16 protein-coding genes and 1 pseudogene are annotated in these 23,619 nt (G+C 67.6%); all 17 read right to left on the reverse strand.

What is annotated here, in order from left to right:
• Positions 1–28: 28 nt before the first annotated feature.
• The 17 genes and pseudogenes from NITMOv2_RS12175 to NITMOv2_RS12250 all read right to left on the reverse strand — a co-directional run bounded on the left by NITMOv2_RS12175 (position 29) and on the right by NITMOv2_RS12250 (position 23,412).
• Positions 29–2,173, reverse strand: coding sequence for an alginate lyase family protein (locus NITMOv2_RS12175; RefSeq protein WP_053380126.1), 2,145 nt, complete (start codon positions 2,171–2,173; stop codon positions 29–31).
• A gap of 16 nt (positions 2,174–2,189) precedes the next feature.
• A complete protein-coding gene (locus NITMOv2_RS12180; RefSeq protein WP_053380127.1) occupies positions 2,190–2,822 on the reverse strand; it encodes a hypothetical protein in 633 nt (210 codons plus the stop codon).
• Complete coding sequence (asnB, locus tag NITMOv2_RS12185; protein ID WP_053380128.1) at positions 2,819–4,726, reverse strand: asparagine synthase (glutamine-hydrolyzing); 1,908 nt, start codon at positions 4,724–4,726, stop codon at positions 2,819–2,821. The genes NITMOv2_RS12180 and asnB (NITMOv2_RS12185) overlap by 4 nt, the downstream gene beginning before the upstream one ends.
• A gap of 1 nt (position 4,727) precedes the next feature.
• Positions 4,728–6,902 (reverse strand): heparinase II/III family protein, encoded by a 2,175-nt coding sequence (locus tag NITMOv2_RS12190; protein WP_083447971.1) that lies wholly within the window; start codon positions 6,900–6,902, stop codon positions 4,728–4,730.
• Positions 6,903–6,931: 29 nt separating this feature from the next.
• Positions 6,932–8,032 carry a glycosyltransferase family 4 protein gene (locus NITMOv2_RS12195; protein ID WP_053380130.1) on the reverse strand — a complete coding sequence of 367 codons (1,101 nt, stop codon included), beginning with the start codon at positions 8,030–8,032 and terminating at the stop codon, positions 6,932–6,934.
• Complete coding sequence (gene asnB / locus NITMOv2_RS12200) at positions 8,029–10,020, reverse strand: asparagine synthase (glutamine-hydrolyzing) (protein WP_053380131.1); 1,992 nt, start codon at positions 10,018–10,020, stop codon at positions 8,029–8,031. Before asnB (NITMOv2_RS12200) ends, NITMOv2_RS12195 begins: the two co-directional genes overlap by 4 nt.
• A 36-nt stretch (positions 10,021–10,056) precedes the next feature.
• Entirely contained in the window at positions 10,057–11,520 is a 1,464-nt protein-coding gene (locus NITMOv2_RS12205) for a lipopolysaccharide biosynthesis protein (RefSeq protein ID WP_187299193.1), read from the reverse strand.
• Positions 11,513–12,493: a polysaccharide deacetylase family protein gene (locus tag NITMOv2_RS12210; RefSeq protein WP_420799898.1), complete on the reverse strand. Its 981-nt coding sequence runs from the start codon at positions 12,491–12,493 to the stop codon at positions 11,513–11,515. Before NITMOv2_RS12210 ends, NITMOv2_RS12205 begins: the two co-directional genes overlap by 8 nt.
• A gap of 37 nt (positions 12,494–12,530) precedes the next feature.
• Positions 12,531–12,752: pseudogene (locus NITMOv2_RS25035) on the reverse strand (hypothetical protein); the annotation flags it as partial.
• Between the two features lie 69 nt (positions 12,753–12,821).
• Positions 12,822–14,462, reverse strand: coding sequence for a GNAT family N-acetyltransferase (locus NITMOv2_RS22765; RefSeq protein ID WP_083447972.1), 1,641 nt, complete (start codon positions 14,460–14,462; stop codon positions 12,822–12,824).
• A gap of 63 nt (positions 14,463–14,525) precedes the next feature.
• Positions 14,526–15,911 (reverse strand): MBL fold metallo-hydrolase, encoded by a 1,386-nt coding sequence (locus NITMOv2_RS12220; protein ID WP_053380134.1) that lies wholly within the window; start codon positions 15,909–15,911, stop codon positions 14,526–14,528.
• Between the two features lie 191 nt (positions 15,912–16,102).
• Entirely contained in the window at positions 16,103–16,876 is a 774-nt protein-coding gene (locus tag NITMOv2_RS12225; protein WP_053380135.1) for an FkbM family methyltransferase, read from the reverse strand.
• A gap of 9 nt (positions 16,877–16,885) precedes the next feature.
• A complete protein-coding gene (locus tag NITMOv2_RS12230; RefSeq protein WP_053380136.1) occupies positions 16,886–18,100 on the reverse strand; it encodes a GNAT family N-acetyltransferase in 1,215 nt (404 codons plus the stop codon).
• Between the two features lie 118 nt (positions 18,101–18,218).
• Positions 18,219–19,361, reverse strand: a complete 1,143-nt coding sequence (locus tag NITMOv2_RS12235; RefSeq protein ID WP_053380137.1) for a GNAT family N-acetyltransferase — start codon at positions 19,359–19,361, stop codon at positions 18,219–18,221.
• Between the two features lie 67 nt (positions 19,362–19,428).
• The gene (locus NITMOv2_RS12240) at positions 19,429–20,670 is read right to left on the reverse strand and encodes a glycosyltransferase (protein WP_053380138.1); all 1,242 of its coding nucleotides are present in this window, start codon (positions 20,668–20,670) and stop codon (positions 19,429–19,431) included.
• The gene (locus NITMOv2_RS12245; RefSeq protein ID WP_053380139.1) at positions 20,667–22,043 is read right to left on the reverse strand and encodes an O-antigen ligase family protein; all 1,377 of its coding nucleotides are present in this window, start codon (positions 22,041–22,043) and stop codon (positions 20,667–20,669) included. Before NITMOv2_RS12245 ends, NITMOv2_RS12240 begins: the two co-directional genes overlap by 4 nt.
• On the reverse strand, positions 22,033–23,412 hold the full coding sequence (locus tag NITMOv2_RS12250) for an exopolysaccharide biosynthesis polyprenyl glycosylphosphotransferase (protein ID WP_053380140.1): 1,380 nt from the start codon (positions 23,410–23,412) through the stop codon (positions 22,033–22,035). The genes NITMOv2_RS12245 and NITMOv2_RS12250 overlap by 11 nt, the downstream gene beginning before the upstream one ends.
• Positions 23,413–23,619 lie beyond the last annotated feature (207 nt).

Below are 23,619 nucleotides of genomic sequence, written 5' to 3' on the forward strand. Positions count from 1 at the left end.
GCGTGGGTGGAACGGACCAAGGCGTGAATTATCCGAGCGGGGCGGCACGGGGTGCGATGCCGAACGAGAGGTCGGCCATCAGCTCTTCCCAGTCAGGCGATTCGACAGCCGGCACCAAGAGAGTGACAAGCGTGAGCGGTCCTGTATTCTCCACCTGCGCGGACAAGACCGGCGCTGCCTCCTTGTGTCCATAACAACGGGACACCCATCCGGACTGGACCGCCGGCGCAACCGGCTCACAACCCCGCTCGTCCGTCAGGCGCCGGACCGCGACGAACAACCGGCGGCCGGTCACGTGCAGGACGTGGGCGGCGTCCTCCGACGGCGCGACGGAGCAGCCCGGAGCGAGATGCAGCCGCAGCTCATAGTGATGGGAGCCGGTGGATTCCAATCGATCCGTGACGATGAGAGCGGACCCGCCCCACCGGCCGGGCCGGCGCGATAGGACGAACGCTCGCGTGTGCCGGACGGGCGACGGCAATCGCAGATACCCGTCGTGGGTTCCGGCGACGATCATCGCATCCGATTGCATCCGGCACTCGGTGACGCAGGCGGAGGCGACGCGCGTCCAGGAGAAGGGCCCGCCGGGAATCGATTGCGGCAGTCCGTCCACCAGCACGGTGTTGTGGCCGGCCGTGGTACGAAAGGCCTCCCGCGCGGCTGCGTCTCCGGTGTAGGTGTAGGTGCCGGGATCGACGAGCCATGTGATGCCGCCGGCGCAGAATTCGAACGAGAGCGCGTCGGCATGGGCGTGCCCCCCGCGCAGCGCGCCATGGACGCCCGCGTCGAGCCACAGATACGTCGCGTCCGGCTCCCATCCGTCGCGCAGCACGACGCAGCCGGCGGCCTCGAACAGTTTCGCGCCGGGCGGCGGCGGCCGGTCCGGCAGCCGATCGAACACCGTCAAGACCTCCGCGCCCGCCGTCCAGGACAGATCCGCCGAAGCCCGGCCGGCGATCGCCTTCCAGTCGGGCCTCCCATAGAGGGCCGCACCCAGCGCCAGCGTGTCGCGGAAATCGTCGGCCTCCCGCTCGCCGAGCGCCAGCAGCCGTCCGCCGTCGTCGTCGCCGTAGAGGGTCGCCTTGCCGTCCGGCCTGGTGATCCACATGAGATGGTCCAACATCGCGCACAGGATGCGATCGATCCACGGCGGCAGCGCGATGCGGGCTGTCTGCGCCCGGAGCTTGAGGTGGAGATACACATCGATCGTGTAGCGATGATAATAGGAGGCCTGCTCGAAATAGACGCCGTCCGAGCGGACCTGCTTGGGCAACTGATCCAGGAGAATGCAGAGACCGGCCCGGCGCCATTCCTCCGCCTCCCCCAGCTCCGGCAGCGTCGTGCCGAGATAGAACAGGCCCAGTGCCTCCCCGGTCAGGTGCGTGTTGGGGCTGTAGTAATGCGAGAGGTAGGCGCGGACATATGCGCCGTGCTGCGCCAGATTTTTCACGATCCGCCACACCAGCGCCGGCGCGAGACGCTCGGAGCCGGCGAAAAGGTGCAGCGCCCAGAGCCAGGCGATGGAGCGGAAGGCCACCTCCAGGCTGCTGGCCCAGTTGATCCCGCGGCGCGGCGGGTTGGCTTCCATCCACGAGACGATCTGATCGGCGAAGGCGCCGGCGTACCGTTCATCGCCGGTCAGCCAATAGGCCTGTCCCAACGTGACGAAGTGGCGGTGCCGGTTGAGCTCCCAGACGATCTTCTTATCCCCGGCGAGGCGGCCGTCCAAAAAGGGAATCCGGCTCCCATGGTCGAGCGCCGTCCGTTTTCCGGAGATCGGCTCCAGACGCCAATCGATCGGATCGCCGAACGACAGGTCGCGCCGGCCCAGCAGATCGAACCGGCCCTTGATCGCCCGCTCGGCGCGATCCACCAGCGCCGCCCGTTCGTCGCCGAACCGGCCGTTCATCAGCCGGACCGCCGCCGCGCGGTCGGCCAAGCCCGGCATGAAGGGCTGCGACCGCAGTCGTGATATGACTTGGCGGACGACGGCCTCCGGACGCAGCCCCCGCCATGCCGGCGCCAGCCTCCGCCGGAACGCCGCGTCGGTCCATTCCCCCTGATCCAGCGAAAAGAAGCGCTCGGCCTGTTTGCGGCAAGCCTGTGCCGTGCGCACGGCCGCCTCATCGGCGCCCATGCGCCGCACTTTCCGCCACGTCTCGCCCAGCCTCACGGCGTCCCTCCGGCCGTCATCGGAAGGCCTCGTTCAAATTGACGATCGCTTCAGTCAAACTCTCTTCGAGCGACGAGCGCAACAACGGCTGCACTTCGAAGTCGCTGGCATACACGTCCCACCCCTTCGGGCCGGGATCGGGCGTCCGCACCACCATGTCGTGATAGAGCACCTCGCCGGTTTCGACCTGGACGACCTTGCTCGACACCACCACCGGCGGCATCGTCCCGTGCATTCTCGCCAGCAGCCGATCCCGCCAGCTCGGGCCGTCGATCTGAAAAAAGACGATGCTGTCGGCGCCGAGCAGGCGCCCGAGTCGCGCGGCGCTGTCGTCCGAGAAGCGGCCCGACAACTGCAGCCGCTGCTCCGCCGCCACCGTGGTGAGGTGCCGGCGATCCAGCACCCGCACCCAGGGCCGCTGCCGCTTGAGCTGGACCACGGCCTGTTCCAGCCGGTCGTAGCCGTAGGCGACGTCCCGCTCCTGCGCGGCGGGATAGAACACGGCGACGCGACGCACATGCTCGGGGATCGGAGGACCGGGCCGGGCGGCGACGGCGTGAACGGGCGGCGGCGCGTCGGTGCGGCAGCCGGGCAGCGCCGGCCCTGCCAGCACGCCGAGGATCACCAGGACGGGGATGATGCGTCTCATGCCTGAATCTCCGCCGGCGCTTCTCCGTCGATCGCCATCCGCTGCCAGAGCTCCAGATTGATCAAGAGCCACAGGCGGTCGGCGTGCGACCGCACGCCGGTGCGGTGCTCCTCCGCGATTCGCCGCACCACGGCCGGCTGAAACAGATTCCGGTCGAGCGCGCGCGGGCTCAAGACATAGTCCTCCACGGCCGACCGGTAGGGCCCGCGCAGCCAGCGGCCGAACGGAACCGGAAAGCCCATTTTCGGCCTGGTCAAAATGCGCTCGGGCAGCAACGGCCGCAGGGCGTCGCGGAGGACCGCTTTCGTCCGCCATCCGCGCAACCGCATCGCGCCCGGCATCCGCATCCCCTGTTCCACGACCACGTGGTCCAGATAGGGCACGCGGCTTTCCAGCGAGGCCGCCATGCTCATCTGATCCTGCTTCATCAGCAGCTCGACCAGATGCGTGTGCATATCCACGTAACTCATCCGCTCGCGCAGATCGCCGCGATGCTCCTGCCAATAGCACAATCCGTCCGCATGGGGATCCCGCGCGGTCAACACGCCTTTGTCCACGATGAGATCGCGCTGCAGCGCGTCCGGAAAGACCGAGAAGTTGTCGAAGAAGATGCCCCGCGGGCCCGGGTCGTAGGCCAGGAAACTGCGCGACGCGTAGCGTTCGAGGCGCGGGGGCAGGGCGCCGAGTGACGCCGCCGCCCGGCGCCGGATCGGGGCCGGCACCCCGCGCCAATACCAGCGGCCGATGCGGTCGTTGAGCACCGTCACCCGATAGCGATAGTCGTAGCCCAGATACAGCTCGTCGGCTCCCTCGCCGGTGAGCACCACCTTCACGTGCCGCTGCGCGAGGCGCGAGACGAAGTAGAGCGGCACGCTGGAATGGAAGGCGATCGGCTCGTCCTCATGCCAGATCAGCCTGGGCAGCGCCTGCATGAACTGCTCGGGAGAGACGAGGATTTCATGATGCTCGGCGCCGACGGCCTCGGCCACCTGCCGGGCATAAGGCAACTCGTTGGCTTCCCGCTCGGTGAAGCCGACCGAAAACGATTGGAGCGGCGGCGTCACCAGCGGCGCCATCAGCGCGGCCAGCCCGCTGGAATCGAGCCCGCCGGACAAAAAGACGCCCAGCGGCACGTCGCTCATCAGATGGCTGCGCACGGCGCCGCGGATCTCTTCGCGCAGCGCCTCCGCCTGTTCCTCCCGGCTCCGCGCCGGTTCCGCGAGCGTCTCGGTGGGCGGCTGCCAGTAGCGCCGCTCGCGGAAACCCGCCGCGGCGGACCATTCGAGCGTCCGCGCCGGCAGCACTTTCCGGATGCCGCGATAAAACGTCTCTTCCCCGGCCACGTATCGATGGGCGAGGAACTCGGGCAGGATCGCTTCGTTGAACTCCGCCCGCAGCCCGCCCGCCAGGAGGCCCTTGATCTCGGACGCGAACAGCAGCTCATGATCGGTGCGCGCGTAGTAAAGCGGCTTGATGCCCAACCGATCGCGGGCCAGGAGCAGGGTCCCGCGGCGGCTGTCCCACAAGGCGAAGGCGAACATGCCCTGCAGGCGCTCGACGCAGCGCGCGCCCAGCTCTTCGTACAAATGCACGATCGTTTCGGTGTCGCTCTGCGTGCGATAGCGATGGCCCAGCCGGATCAGGTCGGGGCGGAGCGCCGCGTGGTTGTAGATCTCGCCGTTGAAGACGATCCAGACGCTCCCGTCCTCGTTCGCCATCGGTTGATGTCCGCCGGCCACGTCCACGATGGCCAGGCGGCGGTGCGCGAGCCCGATCCGGCCGTCGGCCCAGACGCCGGCTCCGTCGGGGCCGCGATGGCGCTGCACGTCGTTCATCCGCCGCAGGCGCGCCTCGTCCACGCGCGCCCGGGCGTCCAGGTGGATGATGCCGGCAATGGCGCACATCTTACGCCGCCTCCACCGTGATGGAGTGATCCGAATAGAGGATGGTGGCGGGAGGATCGTCGATCGTCAGGCCCGACAATCGTCCCCGATCGTCGGCGAACGGCGTCACGCTCGGGGGCGCCGCCCGCTCGTCGCGCAGCGGAAAGAGAATCGTCACGAGTCGCATGGGCGCCTCCCCCTCCGCGCTGTAGCACAACGTGCGGACCGGCTGCCGCTGCTCGGCCCGGCCGGCCGTCTCATGGACTCCGTCCTGAATCGTGCCCCGCAGCGCCAGGTCGGCGAAGGGCTTGATCGCCAATCCCGGCCCGTTGGCGGTCCACACCGTGGCCCAGAGCGACGCGTCGAGCTGCGCGCGCTGCGCCGCCAACTGAAACACCAGGTCCACGCGATGCCGGCCGGCCCCCTGCACGTCGTCGATCAGCACCCAGTAGGCCCGCTTCACGAACACCACGCGCCGCCGGTGGACGACCGGCTGCGGAAGACCCCGGGATCCCTCGTCGTCGGCGTCGGCCAGCTCGAACCGATCGTTGCGACACCATTGCCGCAGCACCGCGCGGGGCCGGCCCGCCCGCCGAGCCGGCTGATCGGACGGCCGGGCGCCGGATGCCAGGCCGTCGATCAAGACCGTGCTGCGCTGGCTGGTCATGCGGATGAAGGCCTGCCATTCACGGTGTCCGGCGGGGCCCGACAGGGCGGCGTCGATCACGACCGGTTCGCCGAACGTGGCGCATTGAATGCCGAGAGGATCCTCCCCTCCGGCGTCCGCCCGATCCCCGAACGAACCGAACACCAGCTGATGCGACTCCCGCTCCCAGCCGCTGCGCATCGGCACGCAGCCGCCCGGCGCGGGCTCTTCGAATACCGCGGAGTCCGGCGGCGCGGGCGCCAGCCGGTCGAACGCCTCCGCTCCGGCCGTCCCCAGAAACCACACGACCTCGGACGAGAGGCCGCCCGCGGCCCAGGCGTATTGAGGAACGGCGAGAACGGCGGCGGCCACGGCGAACAGGCCGCGCCAGTCGGCGCCATGGCGGGGCAGCAGGGGCAGCATCCATTCTCCATCGGCCTCCGCCTCGCCGACCTGCATCATCAGGCCGTCCGGACGCCGGAGAGGAAGCGCCGCGTGCAGTAACCCGCGGACCCGTTCCCGCACGAGCGGGGACACCGGGACGGCATTCCGGTCCGCCAACACCAGCATGTGCAGCGCGGCTTCCGCCATCCGGCGGTGATGCGACGTCGAGGTCGCGCCGAAGCGGCCTTCGGGCGACAGATCGGCAAGGATGTGCCGCTCCAGAAGCGCCTGACCTTTGCGGCGCCAGTACGCCGCGCGGCGCAATTCGGGAAAGAGGCAGCCGACGTAGAACAGCGCCGACGCTTCGACCGTCAACGGCCAGTTGGGCGTCCCGCCGTACGAGGGATACCGCTCGATGTGCTGGGCGTGCAGCCGCATCTCGTCGAGCATCAGCGTCACCAGATCGGCGGTCAGCACGGGCGCCGGCCAGAACAGCACCAGGGCCCAGCACCAGGCCACCAACCGGTACGCCACCTCCCGGCTGCTCGCCCAATTGATCCCCAGGCCGGCGGGATTGACTCTGATCCAATCCCGGATCGTGTCTTCGAATCGCTCGGCATACCGCCGCTCGCCGGTCAACCGATAGGCCTCGCCCAGTAGGACGAGCCATTGGTGCCGGTTCAACGCCCAAATGAGGCGGCTGTCTCCGCACAGCGTGACGTCGAACGGGTTGATGCGGCTCCAATGCAGCAGCGGCACCCGCCGCCGCGCCACGGGATCCAGATGCCAATCCACCGGGTCCCCGAACGTCAGCCCGCGATAGCCCAGGAGATCGAAGCGCCCCTCGCACAGCGCGTCGGCCTCCGCGAGAATCCGTTGCCGTTCTTCCGGGCACCGCTCCAGGAGGCGCGCCGGCAGGGCCTCGTCCGACAAACCGGCGAACAATCGGCCGGGGAGCCGCTCGGACAGATGCCGGCGCAGCGTCGCGGCCGCGCCCCAGGAGTCGTCCATCCGGAGGAAATGCTGCATGTCCGCCGCCACCGATCCTCTCCGCCACTCTCGGAAGGGATTCCACGCATCCGCTCCGCGCCGCCGCGGCACGGCCGATCGCTCCCACCACGTGTAGAGGGCTCGCCGCCCACGGTCCAACCACCCCGCGGGACCCATCGCTCAACGCTCCCTGCTCGGTGCGTGTTCTACGCCGCCCGGCGCATCCCCGGTTTCCGCTGCAACTCCTCGTACGCGCGGGCCCACTCCGCCCGCACGCTCGACCAGTCGTATCGGTCCAGCGCCTGGTGCGCGCGCTGCGCCATCAGGAGCGCGCGCTCCGGCTGTTCGAGCAGCGCCGTCGCGGCCTTCGCCATGGCGGCCGGATCCCCGGCGGGCACCAGCGCGCCGTAGGCGCCGTCCCCCATCATATGGGGAATGTCGCCGACGCCGGTCGTCACGATCGGCAGACCGGACGCCATCGCCTCGAGGAGCGAGAGCGGCTGATTGTCGACGTACGAGGCGTTCAAAAAGATGTCCGCACTGTCGTAGAGCGCCGGCATCCCTTCGGGCTCGACGCGGCCGAGAAAGCGAACGCCGGTCAAATCCAGAGCCCGGGCAAGCTGGCGCAGCTCGCCCTCCTGGCTGCCGCCGCCGGCCACCGTCAAGACGGCGTCGGGAAACGCCGTCTTGAGCAGCGCATACGCGATCAGCGCCTGTTCGACGCCGTAATGCGGCTCCAGGTTGCGGGTGGAGAGACAGTGCGGGCGCAGCGGCGTGCGCGGGCGGTACCGGAAGCGCGATGTGTCGACCATGTTGGGAATCACCTCCGTGCGATAGCCATAGCGGGCGAAGACGTCCTGCAAATACTTCGACGGCACCACGATGCGGTCCGCCATGCGCAGCCAGGGATGGACCAAGGAGCCCCAACGTGCGAGATGGTCCGCCGCCTCGCCGCTGTGATAATTGAGCAGCACCGGTTTGCCGAATCGCCGGGCCATCAGCAGAGCGGGCAGCGGCGCCAGCAGGAACGACCAGTAGGAGGCCGAATAGACATGCACGATGTCCGCGTGCCGGAGCCGGGCCAGGCTGGGCACGTAGAGGCATTCGTTCGCCAGGGTGCGGACGAAGCGGAATCGTTTCAGCCAACGGACGGCCTCCGGGAGCGGCGGATCGATCGGCACGAACCGGACGTCGTACCCCTCGCCGCGGAGATGGTCGGCCAACACCTGCGCCTGGACGGCTTGCCCGCCGAGAATGCCCAGCGTAGGCGCCACCATCGCAATCGTCGGCCGCCCCTGCCCGGTCATGATGCCCGCTTGCGTCTCGCCGCCGGTTGCGCCGTCCGAACAGTCGGCCTCTTCCTCTCCGCCGGCCGGCGGCCGCCGCCGGCCGGCACGACCGCCAGGGGGAAGGCGTCCACCTTCCGATCCGCCCGCGCCGGCGCGTCGAGAAACGTCCGGCACCAGAGCTCCAGCGACATGAGTGTCCAGAGATGGAAATCCAGCGGCCGGCCCGCTTCGTGGCGGGCCAGCAGACGCTCGATCGCAGCGGGCTCGAACAGTCCGCGCCGCCGGAAGGCCTCGGACCGCAGCAGCTCCCGGACCAGCGGGCGGAGCGCCCCGCGGAACCAGCGCCCGAGCGGCACGCCGAACCCCTGTTTGGGCCGATCGAGCACCGTATCGGGCAACCAACCGCGCAGCGCCTGGACGAAGATGTACTTGGTGCGTCCCCGGTGCAGCTTCCACTCGGCCGGAATCGTGGCGGCGAATTCGACGAAGGGATGGTCGAGCAAGGGCACCCGCGACTCCAGCGAATGGGCCATGCTCATGCGGTCCACCTTCGTCAGGATGTCGAGCGGGAGATAATGTCCGAGATCGAGATCCTGGAGCCGGGACAGCCAATGGTCCGTGGAGGTCGCCAGCCGCTCCAGCCTTCGCCGCGCAAAGGCGCTGGGGCCGATCTGCGCGCGGGCGTCCGCGGTCAGCAAGCCGGCCTGCTGGTCCTCCGTGAACAGCGTGGAGGCGTCGAGGTAGCGCTCGTGGTCCGGCAGCGAGAAGTGGCGCAGCGAGTTCTTCCCCCTCATGCCGTCCGGCCAGCGGCGGCCCAAGGAGCCGAGCAGCCGGCGCAGGGCCGCCGGAAACAATCGGGTAATCCGCTCGCGCGATTCGACCACGTACTTGTCGTACCCCGCGAACAATTCGTCGCCGCCGTCGCCCGACAGGACGACCTTGACGTGCTGCGCCGCCAGCTTCGAGACCATGTACGTCGGCAAGGCCGACGGATCGCCGAAGGGCTCGTCGAGATCCCAGGCCAGGCGGTCCAGGATGTCCATCGCGTCCGGCTCGAGCACCAGCTCGTGATGGTCGGTGCCGAACCGGCGGGCCACCAGGCGGGCATAGGGCAGCTCGTCGTACTCCTGCTCCCGCCAGCCGATGGAAAAGGTTTGAATGCGCCCCGTCGTCGTGCCCGCCATCGCGGCCACCACCGCGCTCGAATCGACGCCGCCGCTCAGGAAGGCGCCGACCGGCACGTCGCTGACCTGATGGTAGCGGACCGCCTCCTTCAGCCGCGACCGGAGCTCTTCTGCGGTGTCGGTTTCAGACCGCGCACGGTTCGGCGCGAACCGCAGCGTCCAATACCGCTCGACGGCCGGCTCCCCGCCCTGCTCCAGCGTCAGGCGATGCGCGGGCTCCAGCTTGCGGATGCCCTCGACGATGCTGCGCTCGGGCGGCGAGGTGCCGTAAGCCAGATAATGGGAGAGGGACGGCCAGTCCAGCCGGCGCGCCACCGCGGGCACTTGCAGAATCGCTTTCAGCTCCGAAGCGAAGAGCAGGCGGCCGCCGGCGATCCCATAGTACAGCGGCTTGATGCCGAGCCGGTCCCGCGCCAGCAGCACCCGCCGGCGCCGCTCGTCCCACAGCGCGAAGCCGAACATCCCGCGCAATTCGTTCACGCAGGCGTCGCCGCGGTCCTCGTAGAGATGGACGATGACTTCCGTGTCCGTGGCGCTGGCAAAGCGGTGGCCGCGCCGTTCCAACTCGCTGCGCAGCTCGCGATAGTTGTAGATCTCGCCGTTGAGGACGACCCAGACCGTGCCGTCTTCGTTGCAGACCGGCTGATGGCCCGTCTCCAGATCGATGATGCTGAGCCGGCGCATGGCCACCCCGCAGCCGGGGCCGAGATACATGCCCTCGTCGTCCGGCCCTCGCTGCACCATCGCCGCGCACATCGCCCGCAACTCGTCCGCATAGATCGGCTGCTCACCGAGACTCACGATGCCGGCAATACCACACATCACTCACCTCTCGTCTCGCGCGGCTTTCGTAACATCTTACGAAGGCAGCAGAACCCGGGCGCGGCCAAGACGATCCCAGAGCCACGCCCGCTCGTCTTCACGCAGAAGGCTGAACAGCAGGGCGAGCGCTACATAAGTCCCTGCATAGAGAGCACCTACGATGACAAGCCGGACCGGCGCGGCGGCGTGCAGCCCGTAGCTCACCGCCAGCGCCGGCAGAGCCGCCGCGGCCGCGACCGCGCCGGCTGTTGCGAGCTGCCGCCACGGCAGCACCTGGGTCCACCCGATCCGCCAGACTTTCGCCATCGCGGCCAGCCCCACCGCTTTGCCGACCGCCAACGCCCCCACCGTCACGAGAATCGCGCCCGCGAGGCCGAACACAGCCACGAATCCGTACATGAGGGCCGCGACGAAGGCCAGCCGGATCACGTTCAGCGCCAGCAATGTCGTGGTTTTGGCGTACACGCGCAGCAGACCGTCGATCGGGACGGCCGAAAAGACGATCGCGGACACGCCCACCATGAAGATCGGCACGCTGGCCTTGTACGCCTCGGTAAACAGAAAGACGATCACGTCGTGCGAGAGCAGCAGCAGCGCGCCTACGAGGGGGAAAAAGACCAGCGCGAGCTTCCGCACGGACTCATGCCAGATGCGGACGATGTGTTGCTCGCGCCCGCCGTGCAGCTCCTTCGCCATCCCGACCATCATCACGTTGCACACGGACGTGGACACGACGTCCACCAGCGGAATTTGCAGACAGCCGACGGAATACACGGCGAAGGTGGCGACGTCGAAGAGGCCGGACACGGCATACTGATGCAGGTTTTCCTGGGCGGCGTGGACCACGACATACAGCCCGAAGGGCATCGCGTAGGCCAGCTGCGCCTTCAGACTGGCGGCGTCGGGGCGTAACGCCGCGCCGAATTCCCGGACGTAGTACCAGAGCGCGACGCCGAGCCGGATCACGCCGAACGCCAGCGCGCCGTAGATCAGCGACGGCAAGGCCGGCGCGAGCGCCACCGGCAGGAGCAGCAGGCCGGCGCGCAGGACGTCGGACCCGGCGTACGACGCGGCGGCCAGGGCGAACTGGCTGCGCGCCGTCATGACGGTTTCGAGCGACACTGCGGACTGGATCAGGAAGAGGTACAAGGCCAGCGGCAGCAGGAGCGGCGCCAGCGCGGGATTGCTCATCCACCGGGCGATCGGTTCCGCGGCGGCCGCCAGCACCAACCCGGCCGCGGCGCCGGCGATCGCCAGGAACAGCAACGCATTCATCATGTAGTGTCCCGCGTCGCGGCCGCCGCGCGGGAGAAAATACAGGAGCGACTCGGACATGCCGATCTGCGTGATGCCCAACAACGTGGCGTGCAGGAGGAACCATTGTTTGTACGTGCCGAACGTCTCGACGTCGAAGAGCCGGACCAGGATCAGCGGGATGGCGAAGGTCGCCGCAAATCCCGCCACGCGGCCCGCGATGATGCTCAGCGCCGGCCTAAACATGCGGGGCACGCGCGCCGGTGGAAGCCATCGCGTCGGTCCGGACGCCGCTGGCCGCCGGAGCGGGCCTTCCGGCGGGCGCGGCGCGGCGGCCATGCCGGCACCGCGGGAGGCGGTCGAACACTCCGGAGGCGTGGCAACTCATCAGATCGGGCGAAAAACGCCCGCTTCCGTCCAGGCCGGATCGCTCCCACAACAATGTGCGCGGAACCGTCAGCAGCGGACGGCCGGCGTCGCGATGCCGGCAGGTCGTGTACGCGAACCGGTAGCCTGCCTGATCGACCGCAGTCACGGCATCCGCGTCGAAGCGCCCGTCCGGATAGGCGAAATGCGCGACCGGCTTCCCGAGCTTCTGTCGCAGCGCCTCGGCCGACTTCACGAGTTGGTCCTTCACGGACGGGGACTCCTCCAAGGTCAGCAGCGCATGGGTCGCGGTATGGGAACCGATCGTCATGCCGGCGCGGTCCAATTCCGAGACCATCTCCCACGTCATGGCGTGCAGCTCCGGATACCGCTCGTCCTCCACCGGCTTCACGCGCTCCAACGCCTGAATGACGCGCCGCAGCGTGCCCTGGTCGCAGGTGGTGTAGAGGTGCCGCATCACGGCGAACGGATCGCGCGGCGACCCGGGCGGCTGCTGTGCGAGATGGACGTCGTAGTTCTCGAGCACGCGCATGAATTCCGGCCCCGAGTGGCGGAGCGCCGGCAACACTGTCACGAGCAGCAGGTACAGCTTGTCGTAGATCTGCAGCTGAGGGCGGCCGAGCAGATCCGTGACGACGAAGGCGGCGGCCGGGATGCCTTTGCGCCGGAGCAGCGGCCAGGCGTGGTGATAGACGCCGGCATACCCGTCGTCGAAGGTCACCGCCGCAGCCGGTTGGGCCCACGGCGCGCCGCGCTCCAACTGCGCGCCCAGCTCATCCAGCGTCACGAAGCGATAGCGCCGGCCGATCCAGTCCAGTTGCCGTTCCAGCATGCCCACGCTGATCAGATTCGCCGGGATCGCCCGCCCCTCATGCGCCCGCACATCCTCCACCACGGAGTGGTAGCCCAGAACCAACGGCTGCGTTCTCGCCGCGACACCCGCCAGGACGGCGTTGACGCCGCTCCGGGAGAGCGCGAGGGCCAGGCCGGTTTTCACGATCGTTTTCAACATGTGGCCTGTCTGGTCTGTCTGGTCTGTTTGGTCTGTTTGGTCTGTTTGGTCTATCTGGTCTATCTCGTCTGTCTGGTCGCATCTCGAACCAGATAGACCAGATAGACCTCCGCACCAGATAGACCTCCGCACCAGATAGACCAGAGTTCTACGCCGCCTTTCGCCGCAGGGCGATCAGGCGTTGCAGCATCCATTCGGGAAGCGCGCGGCGCGCGAGTCGTTTGGCCGCGGCCTCCCCGCGGAGCGCGCCCAGGCACAAAAGGCCCCCTATGGAAGGAGGAAACAGTTCGATCTTCGCGAGCTCTCTGGTGCGGTCGGTCCAGAGAAACTTGTAGGACTCGGTGCCGTGCAACAGATCGTATTCCTCGACGCCTTCCGCCAGAGCCTGCCGGATCGCCAATCCCATCGTGACCAATCCGGCGCTCTGCTGCCGGAAGGCCGGATCGAATCCGGATTGGTAAAAATAAACCGTGCGGCCTCGCCGCAACCCGTACAAGGCCCCGATCGGCCGGCCGTTCAAACGGAGGAGACTCAGCCGCAGCCATCCGCGCTCCAGCGCCGTGCGGCTGAAGGCGTCATGGAACGCCAGCTCCTCGAGCGACTGCATCGCCTCCGAGCCGCCCCGTTCGTCCCAGCGGCGGTTATGCAGCGCCAGCAAGGCCGCCATCGCGTCGCGCCGCTGATCTTCCTTTTCCACCGTCTCGAAGACCAACGTGCCCAGCTTGTGCAGATTCTTGAGCCGGCGCTGGAAGTTGTACCGATGGCTCGGCCCGAGGGACGCCAGATAGGAGTCCCACGTATGGCCTTTGAGCGGAATGTAGGGACAGGTTTCGATCGTCCGGCGCCTGACGGTCCATCCGGCCTGTTCGAGCTCGGCGATGAACGTCTCCGCGGCGGGACGGTCCCGGCGAATGTGGCTGAGGGTCACGACGGCGTCCTGCCGCTGCAGATATTCCGCCAGGCCTCGCGACACTTCGGCTTCGTGGCCGCGGCGGATGATGACATCGAGATAGTCGGACCCGACGACGCCGGTTCCCAGACATTCCATGGAAGAGTGCGGCACCAGATTCCCGAACCGTCTGGTCCGGACGAACATCGGCGCAAGCCCGAGCAGCCGGCTGTGGCGGCGGAGGGTGATCAGCGCCAGCGTCTTGTCCGCGCCGAAGTGCTCCCACCAGGTCATCAGCCAGTCCGGCGTGAGGAACAGACCGTCGGCGGCGCTGTCGGCGAGCAGCTCCCGCCACTCCTCCGTCACATGAGGAACGCGGCCCGGCTCTTCGATCCTGGTCACCAGGAGATTGTCCGTCGTGCGATGCGACAGCGCCTCGGCCTCTTCGGGAGGTTGGAGACAGCTGTACTCGCGGATATCGATGTCCGTCCGCACCACCCGCGCCGGCATCCCGGCCACGACGGTCCGCGGCGGCACATCGTGCAGCACCACCGCGTTCGCCGCGATCACCGCTTCCGCGCCGACCGAGATCGGGCCGAGCAGCTTGGCCCCGGCCCCGATGACGGCGCGGTCCTCGATCACCGGCACGCCCCACCGCCGGGATCGCCCCCCGATCGTCACCTGGTGGCCGATGCTCACGAAGCGCCCGATCTTGCAGCGCTCGTGCAGCACGATCCCCATCCCCCCGTACGCCAGGTCCGCGCCTTCCCCGATGTCCGCAGACATCGGAATGGCCGCATTGAACAGGAGATAGATCGCCTGATACGCCAGCTGGGGGATCACCGGAATCCCGCGCAGGTAACACCACCGGCCGAACCGATAAATGGTGAGGGCGTTCATATCCGGAAGTGACGAGTGATGAGTGACGAGTTTGTGAATACCGTCGGCACTGAAGACCGAAAGTCAGGCGGCTTTTTCTCCCACGGCGTCGGGAGCCGGCGCCGGCGCGCCGGCGTTCAGCCTGTTCGACGCCTTGGTCAACCGATCGGTAAAGATGCGCACCACGTTGAAATTCAGCGCCAATGCGGGGCTGAAGGAATACCCGATGTTGTTCAGATTTTCGAGGGCGAAGGTCTTGGTGAAGGTGCCGAACCCGCCTCGTTTCAACTCTTCGAAGTTTCCGTTCACCGCCAGCGTGTCGAACCCGTAGGGGAACTTCAATATGAAGGCGAGCGACTCGGAATGCAGCGCGATCTCCGGCTCGAGGGCGGACGGGCCGAACGTTCGGCGCGGCACATCGGCGCAGACCACGTCGCCGGTATCGATCAGCTTGATGACGACCGGCTTGAACGCCAGCCCGAACGCGCGGCACAGCCGGATCAGCCACCACGAGTTCCGTTTCTTCAAGCGCTCGCAATAGAGCCGAAACAACTTGGACAGCTCGTTTACCGGGATCGATTCCGCGTACCGGATATAGCTCTTCCTGGCCTGGAAGGCGCCCTCCCAAAACGCCACGGACGCCTCGCGCTGTTTCGGACGCGGGTCGCCGAGGTCGAGCGACTCCATGGGTTTGAGGAGCACGCAGGTGAACTCCGCGCCGGCTTCGCGGCAGAACTCCAGAACCCGGCGAGGGGTGTTCACGGCGTCGTTCAGATAGCTGTTCAACACGTTGGCGAAGTACACGAAGCTCGCGAACGGCACGACCGCCGCGGCTTCCAGCGCGCGGGCCTGCCTGACGAGACCGGCCAATTTGTCGTCCGCCGCAGAGCGCCGCCACTGCACATTGTCGCGCCCGCCTTTCCACGCCGCATAACTGAACTGCGTGAGCAGGAGATCGCACGGCCCGTAGGTCTTCCTGAAGGCGGCGAGCCGCGCGTCGGAGTGCAGCGGGCAATCGTTCAAGTTGAAGACGCGCTTGCCGCCGACATGCGCCAGCAGCGCCGAGTCGTAGAATTCGTCTTTCACGATGCGCACGGTGAAGCCGTCTTCCAGGGCGAACGGCACCCCCGTCGGCAGCTCGATGCACTCCAGCCCGCTTTTCTTCATAAAGCCGAGCACCCGTTTGTCCTTGGTGTGTTGGAACAGGACCGCGATCTTTCTGTCGAGCAGGATCGGCCGGTACTTTCTGAAAAAGCCGATGGAAAAATGGTCCGGGTGCTCGTGCGAGATCCAGATGAAATCGGTGCGGTCGAGCACGCGTTCGATCTCCTCCGGTCTGTTCTCGTACAGCAGCCGCCATCCCCGGTGAAACGCCTCGCCTTCGTACCAGGGATCCGTCAAGATCGATCGGCGCTCGCCCGTGATCAACACGGACGCATGATTGATGAACGTCAGCGAGTTCGGACGCATATCATCCCCATCATCCCCACGATCGGACTACCAGATTGCCGACAACGCGTTTGACGACAGAAGAACCCGCAGGATGTTCAAAAAGGCCAGCTATCTCACCCGCCCAACCCTCGAGCCGCCGAGACGGCTCGCTTCCCGGTGCGGGACGTCGCAAGGAGACTCGCAACCGAGAACGCCGCTGGCGGGCTTTTTCAACATCCTGCCATCTCGCGGACGAACCGCTCGGCGGACGACCGGCGGCTGCAACGAAAGTCGGCCGGCACGAACGGCGCGGCTCCCCGGCAGTCCGTATTCAGACAGCGGATGCGCGCCCAGAACTCCGGGCGGATGGCCATGATGGTCCGCAGCTCGTGTCCTTCCGAATCGATCTTCAGCACGTCGATCCGCCCGTGCCGCGCGAGCACGGCCTCCAAGACATCGTTGATGTGGACGACCCGGCACTCGACACGCCGGGCCGCCGGCAGATCCAAGGACGAATAGACGCCCGACTCTTCCAATCCGAGCTCGGCCGTCCCCGAAAAATCGCTCACCGCCAGCCGGTGCGGAACCACTCTCGGCCCGTATTGCCGGAGATTCGCCACCAGCCGCTCGTAGGACATCGGCGAGGGCTCATAGCAATAGACGACGGAGCCATGGTTGCGGGTCAGCCAATAGAGGGCGCTGAGCCCGATGTTCGCGCCGATGTCGACGACCACGTCCGCGTCTTCCGGCGTGTAGTAGTCTTCCCGGCAGAAGATGAGATTGAGCGTGGAGAGGTCCGCGGCGGAGTAGAGCCGCGCCTCGCAGCGGCCGGTCGGCGTGCGGACCTCCACCGTCCGCGGATAGCGTCCCAGAGAGAGCACTTCTTCCACGATCGCGCGCACGGGCCGCGGGTGGATCCGCATGAAACGGGACACCGCTTTGTAATTGTTGACGTCCCGAAGCCGATTCATCAGCACCGAGAGGTTCCGCCTGCCGATCTTCATGACCGTCGCTTACCTGCCGTGCACCGTGAGGCCTATGCGGCCGCCGGCGGCCTTGGCGGCCCGATAGACCGGATGGCGCTTGAGCCGCGGCACGATCGAAAACTTGAGCCGGTGCAGCCACCGGGCACGGGGCCGGTCGGGGAACACGAACAGCCAATCGTGGCTGCGGGTGTGCTGCGCCCACTCCAGCTTCCAGCGCTCGGCGTCGCCGAGGAAATCGATCTCCGCGAGGTCCTGCTTCCAGGCGCGGCGCAGCATCAGCTCGCACAACACCAGCGAGGGCGCGAACTGCCCGTACCGCGGATCGTAGCCGGATTTCAGGATGTAGAGCTTGCGGCGGAGGACCAGCGCCAATTGCACGGCGATGCGCTTGCCGCCGACCGTCAAGAAGTGGAGCTCGAGCCACCCCTGCTCCGCCGCCCGCTTCAGCAACCCGCGATAGAACCGATGCCGATCGGACCGGCTGAGAATGGCCGTGCCCTCCTCGCCCTTCCAGACGGCGGCTTCCAGGTGAAAGGCTTCATTCAGCAGCGTGTCCAGGTCGTCGCCGCCGGTCACGATTTCATGCCGGACGTCGCCGATCCGATTCAATCCCTTCACCCGTCCTTTCAAATTGGACAGGTGCTTCTTCGATAAGCTTCTGTGGTACGCCTCCCAGGATCGGTTGACGGGCACATACGGGCCGTCGGAGCAATGCCACACGCCGAACAGGAACCGGTCCTCGAACGCGCACAACGGCAGATACTCTTTGACCTTGGCGCCGTCCGGCAATTGCCGCAGCTCCAGCACGTCCCAGTCCGCAGCCCGCGCGGCCAGATAGCGCCAGATCGTCCGGCACGCTTCTCTCGGTTCCTGCGTGAGGATGAAATCGAACCGTTCGGTGTAGACGTTGGCGATGCCGCGCAGGCGGCGCAACGGCCATCCGTACATCCGGCCTTGGTCGGCCATCAACGGCGCGATGGCGATGGGCTCCCCACCCCGCTTCACCACGATGATATGCAACGCCGCGCCCGGCTCGAACGACTCCCACCAGGTGCGCACCCATTCATGGCGGATGAACGGATGGTCGAGTCCGGCCTCGTCGGCGAGGCGATTCCAGACGGGCCCCAGCCGCAGGAACCCCTCGTAGTCCCGGACCACTTCCACCCGCATCTCCTCCTGCGCCGACACAAGCGGCACACCCTTGTCTTCCGCCGCCCCCAGCACGATCGTCGCCGTATCCATGACACGTCCCCTCCTGCACAGGGGTCTGGCCCCCTTCTGCGCGTTCAGGGGTCTGGCCCCCTTCTGCGCGTTTCGCGCGGGGCCTGACCCCGTCTTCGACCCCGTCTTTGACTCTCAACTATTCCTCGTACATCGTAATCCCCAGCTTCGACGCCGATCCCCGCAGCCGCTCATAGAACCCGGTGCGGCGGAGGCGCGGCAGCAGCTGAAACTTCATGGCGTGCAGCAACCGGGGGACCGGGCGCCGGGGAAACAGGAAGAGATACACGTGGGGCCGGAGGCCGTTCGACCAGCTGAGCTTCCACCGTTCGGCCTGCCCGAGAAAATCCACTTCGGCGTGGCGCTCGTTCCACGCTTCGCGCAGCATTTTGTAGCAGAGCAGGTGCGAGGGCGAGAATCGCGCGTACTCCGGATCGTAGCCGGACTTCAGCATGTAGAGGCGGTGGTGGAAGAGCAAGGCGATGCGGACCGCGATGCGCCGGCCGGCGGTCGTCAGGAAATACAGGCGCAGCCATCCTTCCTTCGCCGCCGTCCGCAGCAGGCTCTCGTAGAACGCTTTGCTGTCCGCCCGGCTGTCGATCGCCGTCCCGTGGGCGCCCTTCCAGGCGGAGGATTCGAGCCGCAGCGCGTCCGCCAGATCCCGGCCGAGATCGGCGTCCGTTCGAACGATCTCCATGCCGGCCGGGCCCTCCTCTTCCAAGGCGGCCAGGCGCTTCCGCATGTCGGCGCGATGCACCTTCTTCAGGCCCTTGAAGTACTCGTCCCACTCGCCGCGCACCGCCACGTAGGGCGACTCGCTGGACGCCCAGCGCCCGACGGCGCATCCGTCGGGCGCCGCCACGCCGGACAGCGCGTCCAGCGTCCGGCTTTCCAGCGGCAGCTGGCGCAGCTCCAGCACGTCCCACCGGTCGGCGTGCCGTTTGAGATGGCCCCACAAGGCTTCCGCCGCGGCCTGCGGCCGGTCGCCCAGCAGCAACTCGAAGCGCTCGGTGTAGACATTCCCCATGCCGTGCAGGCGGCGGATCGGACAGCCGTACATCTTCCCGCGGTCCAGCACGAGCGGCGCCAGCGCCGCGAGCGACCGGCCGTCCTTCACGGCAAGTAGGTACGGCGTGCCGGCCGGCGGGAAGCTGTTCCACCAGGCGCTGATCCATTCGTGCGTCACGAAGGGATGATGGATGCCGGACCGGTCCAGCAGCTCGCTCCACATCGGCCGCAATTCGTCGAACCGCCGGCGTTCGGTGATGAGTTCCACGTCCATACGTTCCCATGACCCGCCTCACGATCGATTCCGCCCCGGACCTCTCGTGGACTCCGCGCCACCCGCCCTATCGATTCGGACGCGGCCGCCCGGCCCGCGCCTGCTCCAGCAGCTCTTCGTACAACCGTTGCATCTTTCGGATCATGCGCTCGTTCGTAAAATGATCCAGCACGCGCCGCCGGCCCGCGCGCCCCATGGACTGCGCGAGGACCGGTGCATCGAGCACCCGGCCGATCGCCTGCGCCAGCGCGGCGGGATGCTTGGGAGGCACCAGGAGGCCCGTCACGCCGTCCACGACGACTTCGGGATTGCCGCCCACGTTCGTCGCGACCACCGGCACCGCCGCCGCCATCGATTCCAGCAGCGCATTCGACAATCCTTCTTCGAGAGACGGCAGCACCGAGACGGTCAAGGCCGAGAGCAAGTCCGGGATGTCCGTGCGAAATCCCGTGAACATCAGCCGGTCGTTCAATCCCAGGCGGCAGCTGAGCCGCTGCAGATCTTCGCGATAGGGCCGATCGATATTCGTGTCGCCGACCAGCAGGAAGCGGGCGTCCGGAGTGCGATCCAAGACGGCCCGCGCCGCCTGCACGAAATACTCGAGTCCCTTCGCCCGGGAGATGCGCGCCACGACGCCGACCAGCGGCGCGTCGGCCGGCACGCCCAGCGCGTGGCGCACGGCGCGCCGCTCCTCCGCGGTCTTGAGGGGATGACAGACGATGCCGTTGTGCAGCACGACGATACGGTCGGGCCGATAGCCTTCCGCGATCAGCCCGGCTTTGATCGCCTCGGCATTGACCACCACGCGGTCGGCCAGGCGACAGGCGAGCTTGTTGGTCCGGCGCTGCCTGGGCGTGAGTTGCCCCCCGGTGTCGCGGATCGCGGCCAAGACCACCGGCACCCGAGCCAAGCGCGCCGCCGGCACGGCAAAGACGTTCGCGTAAAAGTTATAGGCGTGCAGGATGTCGATGCGCTGCCGCTTCAGATCGGCCGACAATCGGAGGACTTGCCGGAGCGTGCGCAGCCCATAGAGACTGTCGACCGGATAGAGCGTGACCGGCACCCCCACCGACTCCACCGCCACCTGGTCGCGGTGGTGTCCGAAACAGCCCAGTTGCACCGCGAACCCGGAGGGATCCAAGCCCCCCGTCACGTTCAACACCTGTCGCTCGGTGCCGCCGATCGCCAGAAACGCGGTGAACTGGAACAGGCGGATCGGGTCTGCGCGCCGGCCGGCCCTCGCCGGCGAGCCGGCGGACAGGGAAGCCGGAGAGCGGGTGTCGGCGACAATCGCTCCCGGCGCCCTCATGCCGGCACCTCCGCGTTCGCCCGGCCCCGGGCGATCTTCCAGGAGGCCAGCGCCAACCCCGCCATATAATAGAAGTACGGATGATAGCTCACCGGATGGAACATCGCCGCCACCGCATAGGCGATCAGGCTGATCTCCAGCCCTTCGGCCAGCAGCCGCGTGCGCCCCCATCCCAGCTCGGCGTACCGGCGCTGCGCGGCGCGCGACAGCGTCAGGCACGAATACAGCAACAGGAGAAACAGCGCGAGGCCCGGCAGCCCGAGGTCCACCGCATGCTCCAAATACACGTTGTGCACGGGAGCCCAGCCCGTCCCGCGCGCCTCCCTCATCGCCAGCGTATTCATCCCGATGCCGGCGCCGACCACGGGATTCGCCGCCACGATCTTGGCGGCGATGACCATATCGCTCCACCGTTCCTGCGATGATCCGGTCCGGTCGGCATCGACACTCGCGATGGTGCTGAGGCGCTCGAAGTACGATGCGGGAACCAGCGGGAGGGCCAGCAGGAGCGCGGCGACCAGTCCGAGCAGCCACGACCGCTCCGGGCGTCCCCGCAGCTTCCACAGGTACAGAAGAACGATGACGCCCAGCGTGAGGGCGCCAGCCCTTGAGTAGGTGAGCCCCACCGTGCTCACTTCGATCCCGATGGCCGCCAGCAGCAGATGTCGCTTGAGGCCGGGGCGCTCCCCGAGGAACAGCGCGACCGTCAGCGGCACGAGCAGGTTGATCATGAGGGCGAGGTCGTTGGGATTCCTGGTCAGCGACGCCATGTTGCCCAGGACCCGCTCTTGGGCGCTCGACTGAAATACCTCGCCCGTCGCATAGTTGTAGACGGCGAACAGACCGAGCCCGAGCGCCATCGCGGTCAGCAGCCATGCCGCCTGCCGCAGGCGCTCCTTGGTGCCGATCACCCCGCTCAGCAGCCAAAAAATCACGACCGCCTTGAGATAGGCATCCGTCACGACCGCGACGCTGCCGCCGGGCCAGATCGACAGGGGAACGGTCGCGGCGGCCCACAGGATCAGCGCCACGATCAATTTCATCGGCCGCGTCCACTCGACGAGCCGCCGGCCGCGCGACCAGCTGTCGAATGCGTAGGCCGCGATGCCGGCGCCGGCCGTGACGAGCGCGGGGCGGAACGGCGCCAGCGCGGGAACATAGTTCTGCGGCGAGAAGAGCATCACGCCCGTCAATCCCATCAGCGCCCAGAAGGGCACCGGCGACGACGGCGATGCACCCGCGGCGGCGGCCCGCTCGCCCGCCGGCGGGCCGTGCCGGTCCGGCCGCCACCATTCGTCGGCACGGGTCTCCGGCGTCCGCACATCGGATCGCTCCCGCAGCCACGAGACGGCGGCTGGGACGTCAGGCGGCATCGATGCGCTCCTCCAGCAGCGGCTCGGCGGACACCGCGGCTCCCTCCAACTTCGAGTCGCTCCCCAGCAGCACGACCTTCACCGTCAGCAGCACGATGTCCAAATCGAACAGGAGCGAGCGGTGCTTGATGTAGTAAAGGTCGTACCGCATTTTGTCGGTCTCTTCCTTCAGGCTGTTGGCGTAGCCGTAGCGCACCTGCGCCCACCCGGTGATGCCCGGCCGGACCATCGAGCGAAAGGCGTAAAACGGAATATGCTCGGTAAAGAGCGCGTAGTTGGTCGCGGGATGCGGGCGCGGTCCGACCAGATTCATGTGACCGGCCACCACGTTGAACAGCTGCGGCAATTCGTCGAGGCGGAATTTCCGCAGCCAGCGTCCCACGCGGGTGATGCGGTCGCCGTTATCCCGCACCCACTCCGACCGCCGTTCCCCGGCGGGATGCATCGTGCGGAACTTCATCAGCGGGAAGACCCGTCCGTCTTTGCCGATGCGGCCGTGCACGAACAGCACGGGCCCGCGGCTGTCCAGTTTGATGAGGATCGCGAGCACGAGCAGCAGCGGAGCCGTAAGCGCCAAACCCAGCCCGGCCGCCACGAAGCTGATCGCCCGAGCCGCCCGGTCGTACGAGGTCGACCGGCCGAATTCCTCGGAGAAAATGACCTGGCTGGGATGCAGCGATTCGATGGCGACCTTGCCGGTCAACCGTTCATAGACCGGGATGCCGTCTTCCACCACGACGCCCTGCCGCTTGGCATCCAGCAGCGCCGCCACCGGCACCAGGCCGCGCCGCTCCCGCAGCGCCACGACGATCCGATGCGGGCGGGCATCCGCGGCCGGCCGCGGATGCGCCGCCGCGTCCGGCCCTCTCCGCAGAAAACGGCCCTGCTCGTAGGCGACGATGCGGCAATCCCGCCGGGCCCGCAGCTCGGCGAGCACCGCCTTCGCCAGCGGACTTTTCCCCAGCACGGCCACCCGCTCGACGAACGGCGGGCGCCGGGCCATGCGATGCCACGCCGCCCGGCCGAGGATCACGAGGGCGCTCGTCAGGGCGAGCGCCGCGACAACCCGGAGCCAGCTCGCCGCGCCGGCCGGCAGGAACAGCGCCGCCAGCACGATGAGCGGGACCGCCGCGAGCACGGCCGCCCGCGCCAGGCGCAGCAGACAAGCCGACCGGCTTTCCGCACTGCGCCGGTCGTACAGGCCCGCGTACGCCAGCGCGGCGATGCAGCAGCCGGCAAACAGAAGGACGGCCGTCGGCACCTGTAATCCGCCCGGCAGGCTCCCGCCGATCGGCTCGATCGGGGGAAGCAGCAGAGCAAAGACGGCACAACAGAACGCCGACTCAACACAAACCAACAACAATGCCATGGAGCCTTGGAAATGTGGGCGCGATCTAATCGGTGTTGATGAACTTAGACCGTTGTAACACTATCCGTGCCCCTCGGATTTCCCGCCCCATAAACAATGCCAGCTAAACACACTGTGCACGAAGAGAACGCCGCTGTTCTCACCCGCCCACCCCCGAGCCGCCGAGACGGCTCGTTCCCCGGTGGGGTACGTCGCAGGGAGGCACGA

It is taken from the genome of Nitrospira moscoviensis (assembly GCF_001273775.1).
Lineage (GTDB): Bacteria > Nitrospirota > Nitrospiria > Nitrospirales > Nitrospiraceae > Nitrospira_D > Nitrospira_D moscoviensis.